Origin of the sequence: Pseudomonas sp. R4-34-07 (assembly GCF_003852375.1) — a bacterium.
Classification (GTDB): domain Bacteria; phylum Pseudomonadota; class Gammaproteobacteria; order Pseudomonadales; family Pseudomonadaceae; genus Aquipseudomonas.
On record NZ_CP027760.1, the window covers coordinates 5,760,207 to 5,781,485 of the forward strand.

At 64.6% G+C, this 21,279-nt stretch carries 15 protein-coding genes and 1 pseudogene; 5 read left to right on the top strand and 11 right to left on the bottom strand.

The genetic code is table 11. From position 1 onward, the window contains the following. Positions 1–116: 116 nt before the first annotated feature. The 5 genes and pseudogenes from C4J85_RS26700 to C4J85_RS26720 form a co-directional block, all read left to right on the top strand. Positions 117–1,037, top strand: coding sequence for a hydrogen peroxide-inducible genes activator (locus C4J85_RS26700; RefSeq protein WP_124411085.1), 921 nt, complete (start codon positions 117–119; stop codon positions 1,035–1,037). A gap of 8 nt (positions 1,038–1,045) precedes the next feature. Beyond that, positions 1,046–3,121 (top strand): ATP-dependent DNA helicase RecG, encoded by a 2,076-nt coding sequence (gene recG, locus C4J85_RS26705; RefSeq protein WP_124368828.1) that lies wholly within the window; start codon positions 1,046–1,048, stop codon positions 3,119–3,121. 77 nt (positions 3,122–3,198) lie between these two features. Further along, a complete protein-coding gene (locus C4J85_RS26710) occupies positions 3,199–4,599 on the top strand; it encodes an aminoacyl-tRNA deacylase and HDOD domain-containing protein (RefSeq protein ID WP_124368829.1) in 1,401 nt (466 codons plus the stop codon). 495 nt (positions 4,600–5,094) lie between these two features. Continuing rightward, positions 5,095–5,352 (top strand): DUF6124 family protein, encoded by a 258-nt coding sequence (locus C4J85_RS26715; RefSeq protein WP_124368831.1) that lies wholly within the window; start codon positions 5,095–5,097, stop codon positions 5,350–5,352. 6 nt (positions 5,353–5,358) lie between these two features. Then, positions 5,359–5,568: pseudogene (locus tag C4J85_RS26720) on the top strand (histidine kinase); the annotation flags it as partial. Positions 5,569–5,688: 120 nt separating this feature from the next. Here C4J85_RS26720 and C4J85_RS26725 read toward each other — a convergent pair. The 11 genes from C4J85_RS26725 to tssK all read right to left on the bottom strand — a co-directional run bounded on the left by C4J85_RS26725 (position 5,689) and on the right by tssK (position 21,261). Next, positions 5,689–6,063 (bottom strand): hypothetical protein, encoded by a 375-nt coding sequence (locus tag C4J85_RS26725; RefSeq protein WP_032803751.1) that lies wholly within the window; start codon positions 6,061–6,063, stop codon positions 5,689–5,691. 124 nt (positions 6,064–6,187) lie between these two features. After that, positions 6,188–7,111, bottom strand: coding sequence for a type VI secretion system-associated lipoprotein TagQ (gene tagQ / locus C4J85_RS26730; RefSeq protein WP_124411086.1), 924 nt, complete (start codon positions 7,109–7,111; stop codon positions 6,188–6,190). A gap of 84 nt (positions 7,112–7,195) precedes the next feature. Continuing rightward, positions 7,196–8,908: an SUMF1/EgtB/PvdO family nonheme iron enzyme gene (locus C4J85_RS26735; protein WP_124368833.1), complete on the bottom strand. Its 1,713-nt coding sequence runs from the start codon at positions 8,906–8,908 to the stop codon at positions 7,196–7,198. Continuing rightward, on the bottom strand, positions 8,901–10,085 hold the full coding sequence (locus C4J85_RS26740; protein WP_124411087.1) for an ABC transporter permease: 1,185 nt from the start codon (positions 10,083–10,085) through the stop codon (positions 8,901–8,903). The genes C4J85_RS26735 and C4J85_RS26740 overlap by 8 nt, the downstream gene beginning before the upstream one ends. Then, positions 10,085–10,789 (bottom strand): ABC transporter ATP-binding protein, encoded by a 705-nt coding sequence (locus C4J85_RS26745; protein WP_124411088.1) that lies wholly within the window; start codon positions 10,787–10,789, stop codon positions 10,085–10,087. The genes C4J85_RS26740 and C4J85_RS26745 overlap by 1 nt, the downstream gene beginning before the upstream one ends. Next, positions 10,789–13,767 (bottom strand): serine/threonine-protein kinase, encoded by a 2,979-nt coding sequence (locus C4J85_RS26750; RefSeq protein ID WP_124411089.1) that lies wholly within the window; start codon positions 13,765–13,767, stop codon positions 10,789–10,791. The genes C4J85_RS26745 and C4J85_RS26750 overlap by 1 nt, the downstream gene beginning before the upstream one ends. Next, positions 13,764–14,483 carry a PP2C family serine/threonine-protein phosphatase gene (locus C4J85_RS26755; protein ID WP_124364994.1) on the bottom strand — a complete coding sequence of 240 codons (720 nt, stop codon included), beginning with the start codon at positions 14,481–14,483 and terminating at the stop codon, positions 13,764–13,766. Before C4J85_RS26755 ends, C4J85_RS26750 begins: the two co-directional genes overlap by 4 nt. Beyond that, positions 14,484–15,137: a type VI secretion system-associated protein TagF gene (gene tagF, locus C4J85_RS26760; protein ID WP_124411090.1), complete on the bottom strand. Its 654-nt coding sequence runs from the start codon at positions 15,135–15,137 to the stop codon at positions 14,484–14,486. After that, positions 15,134–18,634 (bottom strand): type VI secretion system membrane subunit TssM, encoded by a 3,501-nt coding sequence (gene tssM / locus C4J85_RS26765; protein WP_124411091.1) that lies wholly within the window; start codon positions 18,632–18,634, stop codon positions 15,134–15,136. Before tssM ends, tagF begins: the two co-directional genes overlap by 4 nt. Then, on the bottom strand, positions 18,631–19,920 hold the full coding sequence (locus C4J85_RS26770) for a DotU family type VI secretion system protein (RefSeq protein WP_124411092.1): 1,290 nt from the start codon (positions 19,918–19,920) through the stop codon (positions 18,631–18,633). Before C4J85_RS26770 ends, tssM begins: the two co-directional genes overlap by 4 nt. Positions 19,921–19,926: 6 nt before the next feature. Continuing rightward, on the bottom strand, positions 19,927–21,261 hold the full coding sequence (gene tssK, locus C4J85_RS26775) for a type VI secretion system baseplate subunit TssK (protein ID WP_124368840.1): 1,335 nt from the start codon (positions 21,259–21,261) through the stop codon (positions 19,927–19,929). Positions 21,262–21,279 lie beyond the last annotated feature (18 nt).

Consider the following 21,279-nt stretch of genomic DNA (forward strand, 5'->3'; position numbering starts at 1 on the left):
GCAGCGAATCAGCAAAATTACCGACAGTCCTCGCTCAATCCCCAGCAAAGTTCTGATAACGTGCGTCTATCGATTGCAGCCGGTATGCTTGGCCCGCAACCTCATGGACGCCCGCTATGACTCTTACAGAATTACGCTACATCGTGACCCTCGCCCAAGAACAGCACTTCGGCCACGCGGCCGAGCGTTGCCACGTCAGCCAGCCGACGCTGTCGGTGGGCGTGAAAAAGCTTGAAGACGAACTCGGTGTGCTGATTTTCGAGCGCAGCAAGAGCGCCGTGCGCCTCACCCCGGTGGGCGAAGGCATCGTTGCCCAGGCCCAGAAGGTGCTGGAACAAGCGCAAAGCATTCGCGAGCTGGCCCAAGCCGGCAAGAACCAGCTGACCGCACCGCTCAAGGTCGGCGCCATCTACACCGTCGGCCCGTACCTGTTCCCCCATCTGATCCCGCAACTGCACCGCGTCGCGCCGCAGATGCCGCTGTATATCGAAGAAAACTTCACCCACGTGCTGCGCGACAAACTGCGCAACGGCGAGTTGGACGCGATCATCATCGCCTTGCCGTTCAACGAGGCGGACGTGCTGACCCTGCCGCTCTACGATGAGCCGTTCTACGTACTGATGCCCGCCTCGCACCCATGGACGCAGAAGGAAACCATCGACGCCGGCCTGCTCAATGACAAGAGCCTGCTGCTGCTCGGCGAAGGCCACTGTTTCCGCGACCAGGTGCTGGAAGCCTGCCCGACCCTGACCAAAGGCACCGACGGCGCCAAGCACACCACGGTGGAATCCAGCTCCCTGGAGACCATTCGCCACATGGTCGCGTCCGGCCTGGGTATTTCGATCCTGCCGTTGTCGGCGGTAGACAGCCATCACTACGCCCCCGGCGTAATCGAAGTGCGCCCACTTACGCCGCCGGTGCCCTTCCGTACCGTGGCAATCGCCTGGCGCGCCAGCTTTCCACGGCCAAAAGCCATCGAGATCCTCGCCGACTCGATCCGCCTGTGCTCGGTGGCCAAACCGTCTGCTGCGAGCTGAGTAACGGTATGACTGAGCTGTCGCAGGTGCCGGTGACGGCACTCAAGGGTGTCGGTGAGGCCATGGCCGAGAAACTCGCCAAGGTCGGCCTGGAAAACCTTCAGGACGTGCTGTTCCACCTGCCGCTGCGCTATCAGGATCGCACCCGCGTCGTGCCCATCGGCCACTTGCGTCCCGGCCAGGACGCGGTGATCGAAGGCACCGTCAGCGGCGCCGACGTGGTGATGGGCAAGCGCCGCAGCCTGGTGGTGCGCCTGCAGGACGGCACCGGTGGCCTGAGCCTGCGCTTCTACCATTTCAGCAATGCGCAGAAAGAAGGCCTCAAGCGCGGCACCCGCGTGCGCTGCTACGGCGAAGCGCGTCCGGGGGCCTCGGGCCTGGAGATCTACCACCCGGAGTACCGCGCCATTACCGGCGATGAACCGCCGCCGGTGGACACCACCCTCACGCCGATCTACCCGCTGACCGAAGGCCTCACCCAGCAACGCCTGCGCCAGTTGTGCATGCAGACCCTGACGATGCTCGGGCCGCAAAGCCTGCCCGACTGGTTGCCGCTGGAGCTGGCCCGCGATTATCAGCTGGCGCCTCTGGCGGATGCGATTCGCTACCTGCATCACCCACCGGCCGACGCCGATGTGGACGAACTCGCCCTCGGCCATCACTGGGCGCAGCATCGCCTGGCCTTCGAAGAACTGCTGACCCATCAACTGTCCCAGCAGCGCCTGCGCGAAAGCATGCGCTCGCTGCGCGCACCGGCGATGCCCAAAGCCACGCGCCTGCCCGCGCAATACCTGGCCAACCTGGGCTTCGCACCGACCGGCGCGCAGCAACGCGTCGGCAACGAAATCGCCTACGACCTCAGCCAGCAGGAACCGATGCTGCGCCTGATCCAGGGCGATGTGGGCGCGGGCAAGACCGTGGTCGCCGCCCTCGCCGCCTTGCAGGCCCTGGAAGCCGGTTACCAGGTCGCGTTGATGGCGCCCACGGAAATTCTCGCTGAGCAACACTTCATCACCTTCAAACGCTGGCTCGAGCCGCTGGGCCTGGAAGTCGCGTGGCTGGCCGGCAAGCTCAAGGGCAAGACGCGCGCAGCGGCGCTGGAGCAGATTGCCGGCGGCGCACCGATGGTGGTGGGCACCCATGCGCTGTTCCAGGACGAAGTGCAGTTCAAGAACCTGGCCCTGGTGATCATCGACGAACAGCACCGATTCGGCGTGCAACAGCGCCTGGCCCTGCGCCAGAAAGGCGTGGGTGGGCGCATGAACCCGCACCAGTTGATCATGACCGCCACGCCCATCCCGCGCACCCTGGCCATGAGTGCCTACGCCGACCTCGACACCTCGATCCTCGACGAACTGCCGCCCGGCCGTACGCCGGTCAACACCGTGCTGGTCACCGACACGCGCCGCGTCGAAGTGATCGAACGCGTGCGCGGCGCCTGCGCCGAAGGCCGCCAGGCTTACTGGGTGTGTACGCTGATCGAAGAGTCCGAGGAGCTGACCTGCCAGGCCGCCGAAACCACCTATGAAGACCTCACCAGTGCCCTGGGCGAGCTCAAGGTCGGGCTGATCCACGGCCGTATGAAACCTGCCGAAAAAGCCGCAGTGATGGCTGAGTTCAAGGCCGGTAACCTGCAACTGCTCGTGGCCACTACTGTGATCGAGGTCGGCGTGGACGTGCCCAACGCCAGCCTGATGATCATTGAAAACCCCGAACGCCTGGGCCTGGCCCAACTGCACCAGTTGCGCGGCCGCGTCGGCCGAGGCAGCGCCGCCAGCCATTGCGTGCTGCTGTATCACCCGCCGCTGTCGCAGATCGGCCGCCAGCGGCTGGGCATCATGCGCGAAACCAACGACGGCTTTGTCATCGCCGAAAAAGACCTCGAGCTGCGCGGCCCGGGAGAAATGCTCGGTACCCGCCAAACCGGTCTGCTGCAATTCAAGGTCGCCGACCTGATGCGCGACGCCGACCTGTTGCCCGCAGTGCGCGATGCGGCGCAAGCGCTGCTGGAACGCTGGCCTGAGCATGTCAGCCCGCTGCTCAACCGCTGGCTGCGGCACGGGCAGCAATACGGCCAAGTGTGACAGCCGACTCACTTATCCGACCTACACCTCTACCAAGCTGGTTATACTCCAATGAATGAAAAAAATTGGATCAGGCCATGTCAGAAGTTGCCCTCGCTACCGCCCCACTGACCGCCCCGCCGGTCATTCGGGCGTTGCTCGCAAAGCTCGCCATCCCCTACACGGAAGTCGCCGAACAGACGGGCCTGAACCCTGCGCGAAAGGTCCAGGCGGTACTGCTCGAAGATGCCGTCGGCGCGCTCATGGTGCTGTTCCCCCAGAGCCAGTTGCTCGACCTCAACCGCCTTACCGAGCTCACCGGTCGCCGCCTCACCGCCGTGGCGCCGGAGCGCGTCGAGCGCATGCTGGGCAAGCATGAGCTGAACCTGCTGCCGGGCCTGCCGCCACTCACCAGTTCGCCGTGCCTGTATGAAGGCAGCCTGCTCAACGAGCCGAGTCTATTGGTGCATTCGGGTGAAGCCGGGTTGCTGCTGGAAATCGCCAGCGAGCACTTCAAGACCATGCTGACCAAGGCCAGTGCGGCTCAGTTCGGCGAGCCCCTGAGCAACATTCGCCCCAACCTCGACCGCCCCAATGATGACCGTGAGGAAATCACCCAGGCGATGCAGGCATTCACTGCCCGCCGTATTCAGCAACGCCTGGAAGCGACCATCGAGATTCCGCCACTGGCCGACACCGCGCAGAAGATCATCAAGCTGCGCGTCGACCCCAACGCCACCATCGACGACATCACCGGCGTGGTGGAAACCGACCCGGCCCTGGCCGCACAGGTGGTGAGCTGGGCGGCGTCGCCCTACTACGCTTCGCCGGGCAAGATCCGCTCGGTGGAAGACGCCATCGTGCGCGTGCTGGGCTTCGATCTGGTGATCAATCTGGCGCTGGGCCTGGCCCTGGGTAAAACCCTGAGCCTGCCCAAGGACCGCCCGCATCCGTCCACGCCGTACTGGCACCAGTCGATCTACACCGCCGCCGTGATCGAAGGCCTGACCCGCGCCATGCCCCGCGCCCAGCGCCCGGAAGCCGGCCTGACCTACTTGGCAGGGTTGCTGCACAACTTCGGTTACCTGCTGCTGGCGCATGTGTTCCCGCCGCACTTTTCGCTGATCTGCCGCCACCTGGAGGTCAACCCGCACCTGTGCCACAGCTACGTGGAACAACACCTGCTGGGCATCAGCCGCGAGCAGATCGGCGCCTGGCTGATGCGTTACTGGGACATGCCGGACGAACTGTCCACCGCCCTGCGCTTCCAGCATGACCCGAGCTATGACGGGCAGTACGCCGAATACCCGAACCTGGTGTGCCTGGCCGTGCGCCTGTTGCGCAGCCGAGGAATCGGTTCCGGGCCGGATGAAACCATCCCGGATGCACTGCTTGAGCGTCTGGGCTTGAGCCGGGAAAAGGCTGAAGACGTAGTCGGCAAGGTGCTGGATGCCGAAGTGTTGTTGCGCGAACTAGCCTCGCAGTTCAGCCAGCACTGAATCTGTCGACAGTCACACCGCTATCGGGGGCAAGCCCCCTCCCACACTTAACCGAGTTCCAGCTGTGGAATGCGGTCGAATGTGGGAGGGGGCTTGCCCCCGATGAATCCACCTCGGTTTAACTGAACGCTTACTTCTTTTTCTTCGGCTTGGCTGGCGCAAAGCCAAACAACTGTCCGTTCGGCTAGAAACAGAAACGTCTTACAAGGCGTTGAGGTTGCCGCTAGGACACTCAATCTCTAGTCTCAGTGCACCGTTGCACAATCAGCGGTCGGGCGTCGCGGCCCGTATTTCTTCAGACGCAAAAGCGTCATCGTGTCCTTTCAGTTAGCGCTTTTTTGTCGTCTACTGTGCGGCGCTATGGCGGCTGTGCGCGGGATACCTTCGGGTATGCCGATGTTCTGGAGAGTCGGTCCGCGAACCTGCGTACAGCTGCCACCCCCATCGCGTCGCGGCGATCAATGGCAGCTCCTTTAATATCTCCGGAGTTTCACCATGATCAAACCCACCCCAAATCCCCCAATCGATCCAGCACCCAGCGTGCTATTCACCGTGAAAGACGGCATCCCCACGCAAGACCTACTGGTCAACCTCAGCGAAACACTGGCCTCGGCCAATGCGCTGAGTTGCGACCTGGCCTTTGACCTTGAAGGACCGAAACGAGAGGAACTGCTGGGCGTTACGCAGTTAATCGAACTGGCACAGTTGCTGGCTGATCGAGTACTCACTGTCTCGGGGCAAGTAAACCCATGAGATGTCGGGCAGTACGCCGAACACCCGAACCTGGTGTGCCTGGCCGTGCGCCTGTTGCGCAGCCGGGGGATCGGTTCCGGGCCGGATGAAACCATCCCGGATGCACTGCTCGAGCGCCTGGGCTTGAGCCGGGAAAAGGCTGAAGACGTGGTTGGCAAGGTGCTGGATGCCGAGGTGTTGTTGCGGGAATTGGCGTCGCAGTTCAGCCAGCACTGAACCTGATCATTCCCACGCTCCGCGTGGGAATGCATCCCATGACGCTCCGCGTCACCACTTAAGAGCGGACGCGGAGCGTCCAAAGCGGCATTCCCACGCAGAGCGTGGGAACGATCACGCCTACTTCTTTTTCTTCGGCTTCAAATACTTGGTCAACCCCTGAAACCAGATCACCAGCGCCGGGTTGCCCTTGATCTGGATCGACTTGTCCTGAATCCCCGTCATGAACGCCAGTTGCTTGTTCTTCGCCTGCATCGTGGCGAAGCCGTAGGCGGCGTCTTTGAAGGCAATCGCAAAGGCAGGCTCAGGGTGTACACCCGAGCGGCTGGTGATGCGCTGGTCTTTGACGATGAAGTGACGGGCAACCTTGCCGTCGAGGGTCTGCAACTGGAAGGCCAGGTCTTTGTCACCTAGCTGCTGCTGGAAGGCGGGGTTGGTGCGGCTGGCTTTGCCCATCATCAGGCCCAGCACCCACAGGAGAAGACGAAATTTCATGCACACGGCCTCGGTGTAATTATTGAGTGGCCGCAGCAGTGTAACGATTTGCTAACAGAACGCCACCGATCTCGCGCTTTAGCGGGAGATCGGTTGACGTTTAACGCTTATAGCAACAGGTTACTTAAACGTTAGGGCAAGGCACCGGCGCCCAATCGGCCAGGTTTGGATCGCGGCAGCTGCCTTCGAGCTGAGTCTTGCCGGCGGTGGCGACCTGCTTGCTTTCAGCCTGCTTGGCCTGAACGGTCTGGATGCTCTTCTCGGTGGTCACCGCTTCTTTCGGCACGGTCGGGAGCACGGGTTTCTTGGCCGGCTTCACGGCTTTCTTGCCTTTGGCCGGAGTGACCACAGGCGTGGTGTCGGCGGTGGCCACGGTCACCACGTCGCTACGCTGCACGCCAACCTGCTGCAGGTCTTTCTCATAGGCCTGGGTGTAGTTGCTGAGGTCTTCGCTGGCTTTGCCGTTGACTGCAACGATCAGGTCATTGGATTCCTTCAGGCCCGCAACGATTTCCGCCAGGCGCTTGCGGCCTTCGGTGTCGTTGACGGTCTTGGCCTTGCGGTCTGCGACCAGCTTGGTGAATGCGCTCTGGTAGCACTGTTGCGAGGCCTTGGCATAGGCGGTGCTGCGGTCGATGTCCGAGGCGCTTTTGTTGAAGTCGGTGGAGTAGGAAGCGATGCGCTGGTTGTCATCGCTGATCTGCTTCTGACGCTCGGTGTAGTAGCCCGCCGCGCCACCCGCCAGGGCGCCGCCCGCTGCGCCGATAGCGGCGTTACGGCCGCGCTTTTCCTTGTCGCCGGTCAGGGCGCCCAGCAAGGCACCGCCGGCCGCGCCGATGGCTGCGCCGGTCACCACCGACTTGGTCATGTTCGAATCGGTAGCACGCAGGTGCTGCACCGGCTCGTAGCAGTTGGGGTAGTACTCAACCTTGGTGCTCGACGCGACCTTGGACGCAGGCGACGTTGCGCAACCGGTCAACACGGTGCTGAAACCGGCCGCAATCAGCAGCAGGTGACGCTTGGAAACCGACTTACGGGAAAAAAGCATAGGTGTGATCTCTATTAAGTTTGACTTGCCCAGCACGGCCCACCGCCGCCTGAGTCCCTTCCAAGCTCGCTAGACAGCCAACGATCAAGACCGCTGACCGCTCGCTGCGAGCAATTCCTTCAAGATCGTCGCCGGGTCGGCCCGCTGTTGCTTGCGGTAGTTGCCGACATGGCGAACGAACAGTGTCGCGCGCGTCACCAGGCTCTTGCCGAGCACCGGCTTGCGATCCAACTCTTCCTTGATTCGTTGAAACTGGGCCTGGATCACCGCATCGGTGTAGCGCGTGCCGGTGGCCAGGTTGTCGATGTAGATCGCCACGGCGCCGTCCAGCGCGCTGCGCCCATTGGCGATGGCCATGTCGAACAGCTGCGCGCTGGCCTGGTCTTTGTTATCCACGGCCTGCTGGCGACTCTTCTGCAGGTTGGCCAGGCGGATGTTGTAGTTGCTGATGGTCTCGGCCACCAACGCGGCGGACTGAATCAGGTTGCCTGCCGCTTCCTCGCGCTGCTGGGCGATCAGCGAAACGTTGCGCTTGAGCTCTTCGTTGACCAGCCCCAGTTCGGCTTGCAGCTTGGGGTCGACGCTGGCGGCGATGATGCTGTCCAGGCGCTTGGTCGGGTCCTGGGCGTCGTCGATGGCGTCGGTCAGCGACGCCAGGCGGCCTTCTTTCTGCCACTGCGCAAACAGCTCCTTGTAGCGCGAGCGCGGCGCCGACAGCGCGCCAATCGCCACGCGAAACCCGGTGGTCTCGTTGCTTTGCTCGGTGCCATCGGCGGCAAACAGCGGGTACTCGCGGCGCATGCCGGTGAACAAGGTGCCTTCGCCTTCCAGGTAATTGCCGCCCTTGACCACGAAGCCGCCATAGGTGCCCTGGCGGCGCCCGGCGTGCACCAGTTGGAAGGATTCCTGGACCATTTCCGCAGCGTTGCCGATCACATCGAACATCCCGATCGGGTTGGGCAGCTTGGTGCCGATAGGCATCAGCCGTGCCGCCTGGCCGGTGCCGCCGGCGACCTGGTTGAACACCGCGTAATCGCTCAGTGGCCCGTCGTTCTCACTGCCCTCGACGCGGCGCGGAAACAGGCGGCCTTCCAAGTCCTGGCGACTCACTGCCTGGCCACCGCGCGCGGCGAATTCCCATTCCACTTCGGTGGGCAAGCGCACAAAGCCCAGGCCGCCGTCTTCGGCCGAGGCCCCGCGCCCACTCACCGGCAGCAACTCGCGGTGGTATTTCATCAGCCAGGCGCTGTACACCGCCGAGAAGCGCTCGGCTTCAAAGCGCGACAGTTTCACTTTGGGCAAGCGCCCGGCCATACCCTCAGGCGCATCACAGGCCGGCGCCGGCTCGCCGCTGGCCAGCGACTGCGCCTGGGACATCACCTGGGCGTACTGGCGGGCGGTCACTTCGTACTTGCCGATGAAGTACAGCATGGGCTTGAGCGGGGTCTTGGCGTCGGTCTTCGGCATCAGCGGCGCGATGACGGTGTTCCAGTCCTTGGGCAGGTCCTTGAGGGTGAACTGGCCGTTGATGAAGTCGCGCCGGTAACCGGAGATAAACGATTGCTGGTAGCCCGCCTCGCCTTCGGCAAAGGGATAGCCGAGGCTCACCTCACGGTCGTCCAGGGTGCCCTGGGCCAGCACATAGGCGTAGCGGAACACCATATTGCCTTCGCATGGCAGCGGCAGGCTCACGTCGTCCGGCAACGGCTTGGGGTTGTCGAGCTTGTCGCTTGCCTCATCGGCCCAGGCCAGCGAGGCCAGGCTCAGCGCCACACAGGCGCCCAGTAACTTAAACATCTCTGATTCCTTCAGAAGCCTGGATACGCGCCACTCGCCAACCGGCACATGCCGCCGCCACGGCGCTGACGCCGAGCACAGCCGCCAGGGCCAAGCCGTAGTGACGCGCCAACAGATGGCTGGCGTATTCGCCCGGGACCTGCACGAATAATCGATTCAAACCCGCCTCGGCCAGGCTATACAGCCCGGCACTGAGTACGACGGCAAAACTTGCGCTGTACAGCGCCTGCATCACGACGAACAGCAACAGCGCAGCGGTGGAAAAGCCCAGCAGGCGCAACACCGACAACTCCCGGCGCTTGCGCGCCACCGCCGCCAACGCCCCGGCGAAGGTCGCCGCAAACGCACCGGCCAACGCCAACCCGCAGATGATCCAGAATACGAGCGACAGGTTGCGACTCAACGACTGCACCTGGGCGATGGTTTGCGCCTGGGTCGACACCAGCACGTTCTGCCCGGCGAAATACAGCCGCAGCCGTTCCACATCGCTGAGCGTGCGCGCATACAAACGAAACGCCGGGTACACCCGCTGCTCGCCCACACCCGCCGCCTCACCTTCCCATTGCAACGCCGGCACAGCGCGGCCATCGCGATAATCTTCCACCGCCTCCAGCAACGCCAGGTCAGCAAACAACCCGTCACGGGCAAAGGCTTCCAACGGCAATACCGCCAGCACCTGCACCCGCGTGCGCTGCGCCTCGACGCGCCCTGCCAGTTGCCGCGCAAAGCGGGGCTCCAGCCAGTCGCCAGGCCGCGCCGCGAGCTTTTCGGCGGCGGTATGGCTGAGCACGATCTGGTCCAGGCCCTTCGGCATCGGCAAGCCAGCCAACAACGGGTCGCCCGCAGCGGTCGGCAGCATCTCCACTACCACGGTGCCCACCTGCGCGGTCGCCGCAATCTGCCGCGTACGCGGGATGGCAAACGCCACATCACTACGCTGGGCAAGCTGCTCGACGAGGGCGCTGCTGAATCGACCGCCGCCCAACGGAATAATTTCACGGGTGGCGGGGTCGGTCTCCAAGCGTTGGGTCAAACTGCTAACCAGTCCAAACTTCAGGCCAAATAACACCAACAATGGCGCGATGACCGCCACCAGCGCCAGCACCGAACAGGCCGACAGCCACGCATCGTTGCGGTAGTCCTGCCAGGCGAGCGACGAGACCAGGCCGATGCGCATCAGCACGCCTCCCCAAGCGTCGCCGTGACGCCACCGTCCGCATCGCGACGGCAACCGATGCGGCGCACTTGCAAGCCACTGGCGCGGGCCAAGGGTTCATCATGGGTGGCGATCACGCAGGCGGCGCGGTGTTCACGGGCCTGGGCCAGCAGCGCCTGCATCACGCGCTCGGCATTGAGCGGGTCGAGGGATGCGGTCGGCTCATCGGCCAGCACCAATTGCGGCGCATGGGCCAAGGCGCGGGCACAGCTCACGCGCTGGCGCTGGCCCACCGACAACGCGGCCGGACGCTTGTCCAACTGGTCACTGATTTCCAGCTGCTCGGCCAGGCGCGCCACGCTGCCGTCGTCCTTTAACCCCAGCAACTGGCGGGACAAGGCGATATTGCCGCGCACATCGAGGAACCCCAGCAGCCCGCCGGTCTGCAGCACATAGCCCAAATGCCGGCTGCGCAACTGGGCCAAGGCGGTTTGGCTGTCTGCGCGCCAAAGCCCGCCGATGTCGAACTGGTTGAACTCAAACTGGCCGATCCGATCCGGCGCCAACACCAGCGCCAACATATCCAGCAAGGTGCTCTTGCCGCAGCCGCTGGGCCCGACAATCGCCAGTTGTTCACCTGCGCGCAGTTGCAGCGCCGGAATCACCAGGCTATAGCGCTGGCTGCCGACGCCCCGGCTCTTGTGCACCGCGTTCAGGCTCAGCATCACGGCAACGTCGACAACGGCACGCGGTACAACGCATCGCCCGGTTCGGCATCGCCGAAACGCACCCAATTGGCCAGGTCATTGTGGAAGGTCTCGTAGAGGCGGATTTTCGAATCCAGCTCGTCGATAAAGTCTTCCTGCTCGGCCACGCTCAACGACAACCACAGGTCCTGGGTCATGTTCAACGACTTGCTGCGATACGGCAGGCCTTCCAGGTATTCGCCCAGCAGGCCGCCGTCGGCCAGGTTGCCGCCCTTGCGCAGGGCTTGCGGGTCGCGGCTCATATAGGCCGACGCGCTGGCGATTTCCTGGAAGAAGTCCTTGGGTGAGCTTTGGGTTTTGCGCGCCGCATCGACGATCAGTTTCAGCGACTGCTGCAGGTCGTTCAATTGCAGCTTGGTCAGCATCACGCACACCTGGAACGCCGGCAGCGCCGGGTTGGTCAGGTCGCGGTCGGCAGTCCAGGCGCTGACCAGCTGGGGCGCCTGGCTCGCGGTTTTGCGACCAAGGAAATCCATGTGCATCGCATAACCGACCGCGGCGGATTTATCCGCCAGGCTCGGCGTGGCACTGAGCAGCGGCACCGGCTGCGGCGTGTTGCTGCGCACCTGATGCACGAGGTTGGCGAACACCGTGCCAATCTCGTCGACGCGCTCACCGAGCTTGTGCACGTCACCACCGGGCACCGGCGTGTACAGGTCGCCGATTCGTGGGTTGGCGTCGGCGGTCAGGATGCGGTACTGGCTTTCGGCGCCGGCATGGGTTTTCTTGCCGGCGTCGGTGCGCAGATGCAGCGCGTAGATCTTGATCTGCTTGCCCAGCGCCGCCTGGCGCACTTCGGCTTCGTTCATCTGGGTGGCGGCGAACGGGTCGTTCTTGCGCAACGCACCGGCATCGGAGACCAGCAGGATGATGCGCCCGCCGTAGCCGGACCAATCCATGCCGTCCACAGCCTGCATCACCCCGGCAAACGCGTCTTCGTTGAACGAATGGCTGGACACCGTCGAGGCCTTGACCTGCCGCGCCATGTCGAGAAAGCGTTGCGGATCGCGGCCCTGGTCGAGGGTGATCAGGGTCTTGGCCACGTATTCCAGGCCGGGGGTTTTCTTGATGCTGTTGCGAAAGCCCACCAGCCCGAAGCTGACGCTGTCCAGCTCGCCGCGCTCGGCAATACGGGTTTGCAGCTCGTGTACTACGTCGCGCACTTGATCGATATACGGCTGCATCGACACGGTGGTATCGACCACCAGCACCACCGCCGTGCGGAAGGCGTCGGCATTGGCACTGGTCACAGGCGTCGCCGGCTTGGCGATCGCGCTGCTGCCAGGATCGATAGAGGCCACATTGAGCAACTGCACAGGCTGGCCGTTTTCGTCGAAGCTCTCTTTAGCATCGAAGATCGGCAACAAGTAGAACTGGTTCTGCGGTACCGCGCTGGCAGTGGGTTCCAGGGCCAGCACTTGTTGATTGTCTTCGCGGTTGTTCTGCGCCTTGGCCAACACCGTTTTCGCCGCAGCCGGATCGGCCAGCAGTTTCTCCACCTCAGCGGACTGGCGCAGGAACATCACCGGGGCACGGCCTGAGCGCTCGGTGAATTTGAGCACCAGGCTTTGCTTCCAGTCACTGACTTGGGAGGCCGGCAACCAACCGTCGCTGCGTCCGTCGGTAGCGGCGCCGACACGCACCCAAGGGCTGCCGTCGATATCTTTGCGCTGGTACACATAGAGCACGGAAAACGCCGGCAGCGCCTTGCCCGGCGCGCTGCCGGCGTCCGCTGAAAGCTTGGCGCCGGGCTTGCTGAGCACGCGCTGGAACAGGGTTTTCTTGCCCGCCATCAGCAACGGACGTTGACCACCGTCCACTTCAGCGACGGCTGCGGGCGGCGTCACCTTGGGAACTACGGCAGCCGGTGGTTGGGCAGGCTCATCGCTACTGCTCAACCACCGATAGCTGGCACCACCAATGGCCAGTGCCACCGCAACCGCCACGGCGGCCAATGCCAACACCGGCCCACGGTGCTGTTCGGACTGGGCATTGTGCTGCGTTGGCGTCACGACCGGTTGGCGCACTATCGGCTGCGGCTGTGGTTTGTCGGTGGGTATGTCGACGGTGACAGGCGTCATGCCCGCCAGGTCAAAACTCAGTGGAATCGGCAGCGGCCGCACCAAGGTGGCCTCCGGCGACTCCGCCGGTAGGTTGTCCAGGGCCCGCAGTAATGCATCGGCATCCGCGAAACGCTCCGCCGGGTCCTTGGCCAACAACTTGCGCAGCACCTCCTGGTAACGGCCGTGATGCACCGGCAATTCCGGCAACGGCTCAGTCAGGTGTGCGAGGGCCGTGGAAAGCGCATCGGTTCCACGGTAAGGCAGCTCGCCGACCAGAATCTCATAGAGCACCACGCCCAGCGCATACAGGTCGGCGCGCCCGTCGATCTCCTGGCCGCGTGCCTGTTCCGGGCTCATGTAGCTGGGCGTGCCCACGGCAAAGCCGGCCTGGGTGAATTGGGTGCGGTCGTCCAGGGACTTGGCGATGCCGAAGTCCGACAACACCGCCGTGCCATCGGCGCGGAACAGAATGTTCGCCGGCTTCACGTCGCGGTGCACCAGGCCCTGGGCATGGGCATAACCCAGCGCCGAGGCGATCTGGCGGATCAGCGTCACGCCCTGCTCCGGGGTCAGCCCGGCGGCGATGCGCTCCTTGAGCGTGCCGTTGGGCAGGTATTCCATGGCCATGTAGTACAGCTCATCGACATTGCCGATGTCATGGATGGTCACCGTGTGCGGGTGCGACAAGCGCGCCAGGGTCTTGCCTTCGCGCAGGAAGCGCTCGCAGAAGCTCGGGTCGGCCGCCAGCGCTGCCGCCATCACCTTCAATGCTACCTTGCGCTCCAGCGAGCGCTGGGTCGCCAGGTACACGTTGGCCATGGCGCCTTCGCCGATCTCGCCCTCGATGTCATAGCCCGGGATGACGATGTTCATGGCGAGACCTTCACGACGATGGTGGTGATGTTGTCCGGTGCGCCGCGATTGAGCCCCAGGTGCACCAGGCTGCGCACGATTTCATCCGGCGCGTCGTGGCCGAGGACCTCACGGATTTCGTGGTCCTCGACGGTCTTGGTCAGGCCGTCGCTGCACAGCAGGAAACTGTCGCCGGGGGCGATCAGCAGATCGACCGCCGCCACGTCCAGTTGCGCTTCCACGCCCACCGCACGGGTCACGATATTGGCGCGCGGGTGCACACGGGCATCGGCTTCGCTGAGCAGGCCGCTGTCTTGCAGGTCCTGCACGTAGCTGTGGTCGCGGGAGATGCTTTCCAACTCGCCGTCGCGCAGGCGGTACAGGCGGCTGTCGCCGGCCCACAGGCACACCCCGCGCAAGCCGCGCGCCGCCAGCACCACGACGGTGCTGCCCATCATGGTCACGCCCCGGTTGGCGGTTTCTTCACGGACCGCCGCATTGATGCGGATCAGGTCGTTGCGCAAGGCCGCCGCGTATTCCTCGAGGGAGCGCCCTACCGGCACATTGCGCAGGCTGTCGACAATCAGGCTGCTGACATAATCCCCCGCCGCGTGCCCGCCCATGCCATCGGCCACCACCCACAGGCGGTTTTGCGGCAGGTCCAGGCATGCGTCTTCATTGACCTGGCGCACCATGCCTACATGGCTTTTGCTCGCCGATTGATACGTCGCCCCCATCTACACCACACCTTCTTGTCCGAGCAAAAACTGCGCAAAATCGCTGGCGGCAGGCAAGCCCTGACACCGTAATAAACCGGGGGAAATACGCTGCGAACCCCGGCCCCACCAGAGGCTGGCCCCTTCGCAGGCCTGTTCGGCGAGCGCCGCCATGCGCCCGTGAGGCACGCTGGCGGCCACCCGTTGCAAGCCGGCGAAACGGCTGTCGAGCGCACGCGGTTCGGTCGCCGGCACGCCCAGGCGGTCGAGGCCATCGTTGAACCCTTCGAACGTCGCGCCCGCGTCCAGAGTGCTGAGCAGCAGCTCTTCGGTCTGTTCGAACCAGGCATCCGGCCCGCCCACCAGGGCGGCGGGGTTGGTGTCGTGATCGAGCACCGCCACCACCGCCAGCGGAAAATAACGCCCGACCCGATCGATACTCGGCATCACCACACCCGCCGCCGCGTCCGGCCCGCACACGCCTGGCGCGAGTACGAAGCGCCACAGCGGGCTGACCAGGTAAGCGTTGAGCCAATCAGCGCCCAGGCTGTTTTGGCTGGCGAGCAAGCCTGCCGCCAGCCAGCTGTCCCATGGGCCGATAAAACTCTGGGGCAAGCCGCGGCTGACGAAATCACCGCGGCTGGCCAACTTGCCGTAGAAACCCAGCGTGGTCATAGCCGCTCCGGCAGGCTGAAGCCGCTGAGCACACGGCTCTTGAACGGGTTGAAGGCGCTATTGGCGCGCAGCTCGTAGGCAATGCTCGCGCCGTCGACCCGCAGGCGCAGGTTGAAGCGGTCCGGCGAGTTGCCGGCGGTCAGGTCCGATTGTTCCAGCAGGCGGAACCAGGCCCAGGGGCCGTCGAGGGTCACGCCGGAGCGTCCGCTGGCCGCTGGCGGCATGATCGAGATACGCACCACGCCACTGCTGCCGGGGTTCGGCCATTGCATCGCCACCGGCCGGCTCGGGCCGTGGTCGTAGCTCAGTTGCTGGCCGTCGAGATCAAGCAGGAACTGGGTGATGGTCGGGTCCATCGACACCGGCTTGAGTTCGAAGCGCACGATGGGCTGGGTGCCCCCCGATCTGAAGAACGCGTCACGGATCGTCGCCGCGCGCTGGAAGGTTTGCAGCACGCCCGGCGCGATGCCGAGCTTCTGCGCCGCGCCCGGCTGCCAGCGCCAGGTCTGGGCCGAGGTGTCGACGTAGGGCTGCAGGTACTTGCGGAAGTAGTTATCCATCACCCCGCCGACGCCGAAGAACTGGCCGAAGTCATCCAGGGTCGCGTCCCGCGCACTGCCTGGCGACATCGGGTAGCGCCCGGCCAGGGACTGGCGATACACGTTGACCACTTCGCTGACCCAGGCCGCGTTCAGCTGGTTGCGCACCCCACCCATCATGCTGTTGGTGGTGGAATTGACCACCGACTTGACCATGCCCTGCACCAGCGCAGGCTGGCGCTCGGCGTTCAGGCTGACCCGCGTGGCCGCCGCTGCCGCCTGGTTCTTCGCCTCGCCCAGCAAGGCATCGCCGCTGGCACCGACCATGGCGCTGACCTGCACATACAGCGCGTTCATGTCCGATAGCAGGCCGTCGATCGCCGCCGGCTCGCCCTCGTTTTTGCTGACGATGCTGTTGAGTTCGGCAAAGTGCGCGGTGACCGGATCATCCGCAACCGCAGGCGCATTGGCGCTCGCTTGCTCCTGGCCAAGCAGGCTGCCCAGGCGCTCCTTGAGCTTGTCGACACCGCCCTCCACCGGCACACCCTTGGCGGCCAATTGGCGCTCTTCGGCTTGCAGGTCGGTCTCCCTGGCCACCGCCACCAGCAGCTTTTTCAGCGGCGAGGTCGGCCCCGAGATCACGCGCAGCACATCGGCCGCCTGGGCCACGCTGGTGATCGGCACAAAGTCGATGTCCGCCAGCAACGCATCCCATTGGCGCTGGTAATCCTGGAAGTACAAGCGGCGCACATCGGCGGCCAGGCTCACCACGTTCTGTTGATCGGCCTGTGCCTGGCCGAGCACCCATTGTTCTTCAGCCAGGGTACCGGTCTGGTTCAGGCTGCTCAGCAAAAACCCCTGGCGATAGCCCTTGGCGGTGAAAAACCCGCTCAGCGGTTCGCCCAATGGCTTGCCGCTCTTGCGGCTGAACACCAGCGCGGCATCGCGGCCGGCCGCTTCGTTGAGGCGAAAGTCCGGGATGCCGTCGGGCAGTTTCTGGCGCTTGACCCGGTCGTAGACGCGCTGGGCTACCGGCAATTGTTGCAGTTGACGGCGCAGGTCATCGATCAGGCGTGGGTCAAGGCGCGCATTCGGTGGGTGACGGTCAAACAGGGCCTGCAAATGCCCGGTCAACGCCTGGCGCTGATCGGCCGGCAGGTCGCGTGGCAGGTTGCGGTCCCAGTCGAGGGCGATCCAGGCCTTGATGAAGTCCGGGTCGTAGTGCTCGCTGTCGGCCAGCATCAGGTAGGCCTTGAGGCCTTCGTAGAGAAAGTCCGAGTTGCCGCCGCCATGCAATTGTTCTTCGATGCGCGTGACCAGGCGCGGCGCGAACACCGCGATCAGCAACTTGCGGTAGACGCTCGCGGACTCGGCTTCGAGCATGTCGCCCTGGTACAGCCCCAGCCCTTCGGACCAGCTCGGCGAATCGCCGGCCAGGTTCTTCACCGCGTTGAGCAGCGGCAGCACGGCCAAGACTTCACGCTGCGCCGGGCTGAGGTTCTGCACGGCCTGGCCCAGGGGCGCGACCTTCTGATCGACCTGGGCGATATACGCCTGGTTGGCGCGATAACTCACCCACCACAGGCCGCTGACCACCACCACGGTGGCCACAGTGGCGGCCAGCACACCCCGGGCGATCCACTTGCGGCGGCGCTCGACTTTCGGGTTCACCCCCACCAGGCCACGCTCGGCGAAGGCCACGGCGGTGAACAGTTTTTCGATGAAGTAACTGCGCCCGGTGCCGCTCTGGCGCGCCAGGTGCTGACGGTCCAGGTTCATGCTCTGGGCCATGGCACCGATCAGGCGGTCAATCGGGCTGCCTTCCTGGGTGCCGCTGGTGAAGTACACGCCGCGCAACAGCACACGCTCTTCGAAGGCGTTGGGTTTGAACACCCCTTCGAGGAAGCTTTGCAGGCAGTCTTTCAGCGCACCGAACTGTTGCGGGAAGCCATAGATCAGGTCGCGGCGCGCCGGGTCGCGCTCTTGTTGCAGGCGTTCCACCAGGCGCTCGTTGAGGCGTTGCTCCAAGCCGGCGAATTCGCTCTGCAGATGGGCCAGCGGGCTGTCGCTGTGTTTGCCGTCGTCCAGGGCAAAGGTCATGCCCCACACCTGGGCGCGGTCTTCCTTGCTCAGGTTGTCGAAGAACTCCATGAAGCCCGGCACCAGGTCGAGCTTGGTCAGCATCAGGTAGATCGGGAAACGCACCCCCAGCTGGGTGTACAGCTCCTGGATACGCAAGCGAATCGCGGCCGCGTGGGCGGCGCGTTCGGCGTCGGTGCCGAGCAGCAGATCCGAGAGGCTGATGGCAATGAACGCGCCGTCGATGGGGCGGCGTGAACGCTGCTTTTTCAACAGGTCGAGAAAGCCCAGCCAGGCGGCCTTATCCACCGTGGAGTTGCTGTCCTGGGTGGTGTAGCGCCCGGCGGTGTCGAGCAAAACGGCCTGGTCGGTAAACCACCAGTCGCAGTTGCGCGTGCCGCCGACGCCGCGCACCGCACCGGCGCCCAACTGCGCAGCCAACGGGAAGTGCAGCCCGGAATTGACCAGCGCGGTGGTCTTGCCCGAACCCGGTGGGCCGATGATCACGTACCACGGCAGCTCATAGAGATTGCGGCGTTCGTCGCCACCCAGCTTGGCCTTCTTGAGCAGCGCCAAGGCCTCGTCCATGCGCTGGCGCAGGGTGCTGAGCTCTTCGGCGGTGGCCACGCTGTTGGGGTCGGCCGGGGTTTCTGCGGCCAGGCTGCGCATCACTTCGGCGGCCTGACGGCGCGCCTGGATGATGCGCAGCACGCGATAGGCAATCCACAGCGCAAACACCAGGATGATCAGCGCCCAGCGGCGCCCTTCCGGCACCAGCACATCGAGCAACGGCCCGACGAACCAGATGATCAAGCCCAGGGCGATCAAACCCAGCACGGGGATCACCCAGCGAATCATGAAACTGAACAACGCCTTCACTCGACGCCCTCCGCCAATACGGTGATTTCAACCCGACGATTGCGGGCACGGCCTTCGGCCGTACTGTTGGTCGCCAACGGCTCGGTGTCGCTGCGGCCTTCGGCGCTGAAGCGCTCGGCCTGGCCGGTCTTGGCCGCAAGGATTTCCAGTACCGACTTGGCCCGCGCTTCGGACAACGCCCAGTTCGACGGGAAGCGCAGCGTGGCAATCGGACGGTTGTCGCTGTGGCCGGTCACCCGCACCTGGCCCTTGACCTTGCGGACCGCGTCGGCGATACGCAGCATCAGCGGCTGGTAGTCATCGACGATGCTGGAGCTGGCGGATGCAAACAGTTCATCGCCACGAATTGTCACGACCGAGCGATCAACCTTGTCTTCCACGGCCACGCGGCCGGCCTTGATGTCTTCGGCCAGGAACCCGGCCAGACGCGGTCGTTCGATCACTTTTGGCTGCGCCACCGGACGGTCGATGGCCTGCACCGGGATCTCGCCCAGGGCATGGATATTCTTGAACACCGGTTCAGCCTGCGACGCCAGCAGCATGCGCAGGCCAAACAGCAACGCCAGCAGCAGCGCCAGGCCGATCGCCACGGCAATCCACGGCGGCATGAATTGCGCCAGGCGATCGCGGGCCACGGTCACGCCGCGCCAGTGCGGCGACAGCTCACGCTCGTGCTCGCCACGCGCAGTGCGAATCGCGGCGGCGGTGCGCTCGCGCAAGGCTTCCAACTGGCTGCGCCCGTCGGTCATCACGCGGTAGCGGCCTTCGAACCCCAGGCACATGCACAGGTACAACAGCTCCAGCAGGTACAGGCGTTCCCGTGGGCTTTGCAGGCAGTGGTCGAGTAACTGGAAGACCTTTTCGCCGCCCCAGGCTTCGTTGTGTACGGTGATCAGCAAGCTCTGTTTGCCCCAATCGCTGGTGCTGCCCCAGGGCGTGCTCAACACGGCTTCATCCAAGGCGGTGCACAGCGCGTAACGGGCCAGCAGCACTTCGTTGCGCGCCACACCGGCGGCTTCGGCGCGCTCTTCGAATTGGCGCAGATAGGCCAACAACTGCGCGCGCAGGCTGGCCGGCGCCGGGTGCGCGATGGTGTTGCGCAACCGCGTCAGCAAGGCCAGCAGCGGGCCGGCGGCGCTTTCCAGCGGGTTCAGGCCCTGGCTTTTGCCGGTGAGCATCGGCGCGGCCGGCATCGGCAAGGGCGCCGGCTCCGCACGCGCAGGTTCCGGCGCACGGCCGCCTGGGCGCGGCATGAACTGAGTGCGGTCATCATCATTGGGATGCATCGCGGTTTATCCTCGGATCGCCCAGAAGGCCAGGTTCAAGCCCGGGAACTGCCCGGCGATGTGGAAGGCGAAACCGCCGGAATTGCTCAACTGCTGCCAGTGCTCGCTGCCCCGGTCCAGCTCGTAATAGGTGCTGCCCGCGTGATACGGCAACTGGCGTGGCGCCACCGGCAACGGCAGCAGGCCAATGCCCGGCAACTGCAGGTTGACCAGGTCGCGGATGTGCTCCACCGAGCCGACCTTGCTCTGCTGGCCGAAACGCGCACGCAGGGTTTCGCCGGGCACATCGGCACGCACCACGAGGATGAAGCTGGCGTTGTCGAGCAGGGTCTTGTCGGCCAGCATCGCCACGTGGATGCCGTAGGCCTTCTCCACAATCGGGATCGGCGTGGCCTTGCTGTCGATCAGCATCGACAGCGCTTCGCGCAGGGCCGCCATCACCGGGGCGAAGCTCAGGGCCAGGTCGTCGTGCTGGTAGTGCGGGTATTCCTGGGGGCGCCGGCCGGAGGTGGAAAACGTCGAAAACTCACCGGCAAGGCTGACCAGCTCGCTGAAGAGGCGTTCCGGGTGCAGCGGGCTCAACTGGCTGAAGTGCTGGATCAGCGGCTGGGCGCGGTTGACCAGTTGCAGCAGCATGAAGTCGGCGATTTCCGAAGCGCCACCAGCACCCGAGGCCACCACACGACCGGCCAGGGCTTCGCCACGTTGGTGCAACAGGCCGAGCAACTCACTGCGAAATGCGCTCAGCGGTTTGCTCGCGGCCACGTCCAGCACTGGCGGAATGTAGCTGTCATCGAGCACCAGTGCGCGGTCGGCGCGCTTTTCCTTGATGCGCACCAGGCCAATGGCGGCGTAGTCGCTGATGCCGTCCTGGGCGGTCAGCAAACGCAACGCCCGCGAGCCCACGGCCACCGGCGCGCGGTTTTCGAAGGGCGCGTTGTCGTCGCGCACTTCACGCACCTGGCTCACGTAGCGCGCAGCTTCGAGGGCCTCGCCGGCATCCACCGTGTCACGCGCGCCGGCGCGTTTGAGCGGCAGGGCCAGGTACACCAGGCCGTCGCGCAGGTTATCGTCGATATTCAGCGGGCTCGGCGCCAGGTCGTCCTGGGGAATATTGAATGGCGTGCCGTCAGGCAACAGGCCACGCGCCGACACAATGGCCAGCTTGCCCTGGGCGAGCAGGCCCTGGTCGATCAGCAACTCGGAAAACCCCCAGGCGCCAGCGGACAGCGGACGACTGCGGGCGTCGATCAGGTTTTCCAGGTAACGGTCATGCTGCTGGAAGTGCTGCGTTCCGATGAACATGCCTTCCGACCAGACCACGCGATTGTTCCAGGACATGGGGGCTCCGATTGCTTG

What these genes read in the sequence shown, in the direction of transcription:
- tagF (WP_124411090.1), bottom strand. Translation starts at nt 15,137, where the DNA reads ATGACCACGCTGGGTTTCTACGGCAAGTTGGCCAGCCGCGGTGATTTC.
- C4J85_RS26700 (WP_124411085.1), top strand. Translation starts at nt 117, where the DNA reads ATGACTCTTACAGAATTACGCTACATCGTGACCCTCGCCCAAGAACAG.
- tagQ (WP_124411086.1), bottom strand. Translation starts at nt 7,111, where the DNA reads ATGCTTTTTTCCCGTAAGTCGGTTTCCAAGCGTCACCTGCTGCTGATT.
- C4J85_RS26715 (WP_124368831.1), top strand. Translation starts at nt 5,095, where the DNA reads ATGATCAAACCCACCCCAAATCCCCCAATCGATCCAGCACCCAGCGTG.
- recG (WP_124368828.1), top strand. Translation starts at nt 1,046, where the DNA reads ATGACTGAGCTGTCGCAGGTGCCGGTGACGGCACTCAAGGGTGTCGGT.
- C4J85_RS26740 (WP_124411087.1), bottom strand. Translation starts at nt 10,085, where the DNA reads ATGCGCATCGGCCTGGTCTCGTCGCTCGCCTGGCAGGACTACCGCAAC.
- C4J85_RS26770 (WP_124411092.1), bottom strand. Translation starts at nt 19,920, where the DNA reads ATGCATCCCAATGATGATGACCGCACTCAGTTCATGCCGCGCCCAGGC.
- C4J85_RS26735 (WP_124368833.1), bottom strand. Translation starts at nt 8,908, where the DNA reads ATGTTTAAGTTACTGGGCGCCTGTGTGGCGCTGAGCCTGGCCTCGCTG.
- C4J85_RS26725 (WP_032803751.1), bottom strand. Translation starts at nt 6,063, where the DNA reads ATGAAATTTCGTCTTCTCCTGTGGGTGCTGGGCCTGATGATGGGCAAA.
- C4J85_RS26750 (WP_124411089.1), bottom strand. Translation starts at nt 13,767, where the DNA reads ATGAACATCGTCATCCCGGGCTATGACATCGAGGGCGAGATCGGCGAA.
- tssK (WP_124368840.1), bottom strand. Translation starts at nt 21,261, where the DNA reads ATGTCCTGGAACAATCGCGTGGTCTGGTCGGAAGGCATGTTCATCGGA.
- C4J85_RS26745 (WP_124411088.1), bottom strand. Translation starts at nt 10,789, where the DNA reads ATGCTGAGCCTGAACGCGGTGCACAAGAGCCGGGGCGTCGGCAGCCAG.
- C4J85_RS26755 (WP_124364994.1), bottom strand. Translation starts at nt 14,483, where the DNA reads ATGGGGGCGACGTATCAATCGGCGAGCAAAAGCCATGTAGGCATGGTG.
- C4J85_RS26710 (WP_124368829.1), top strand. Translation starts at nt 3,199, where the DNA reads ATGTCAGAAGTTGCCCTCGCTACCGCCCCACTGACCGCCCCGCCGGTC.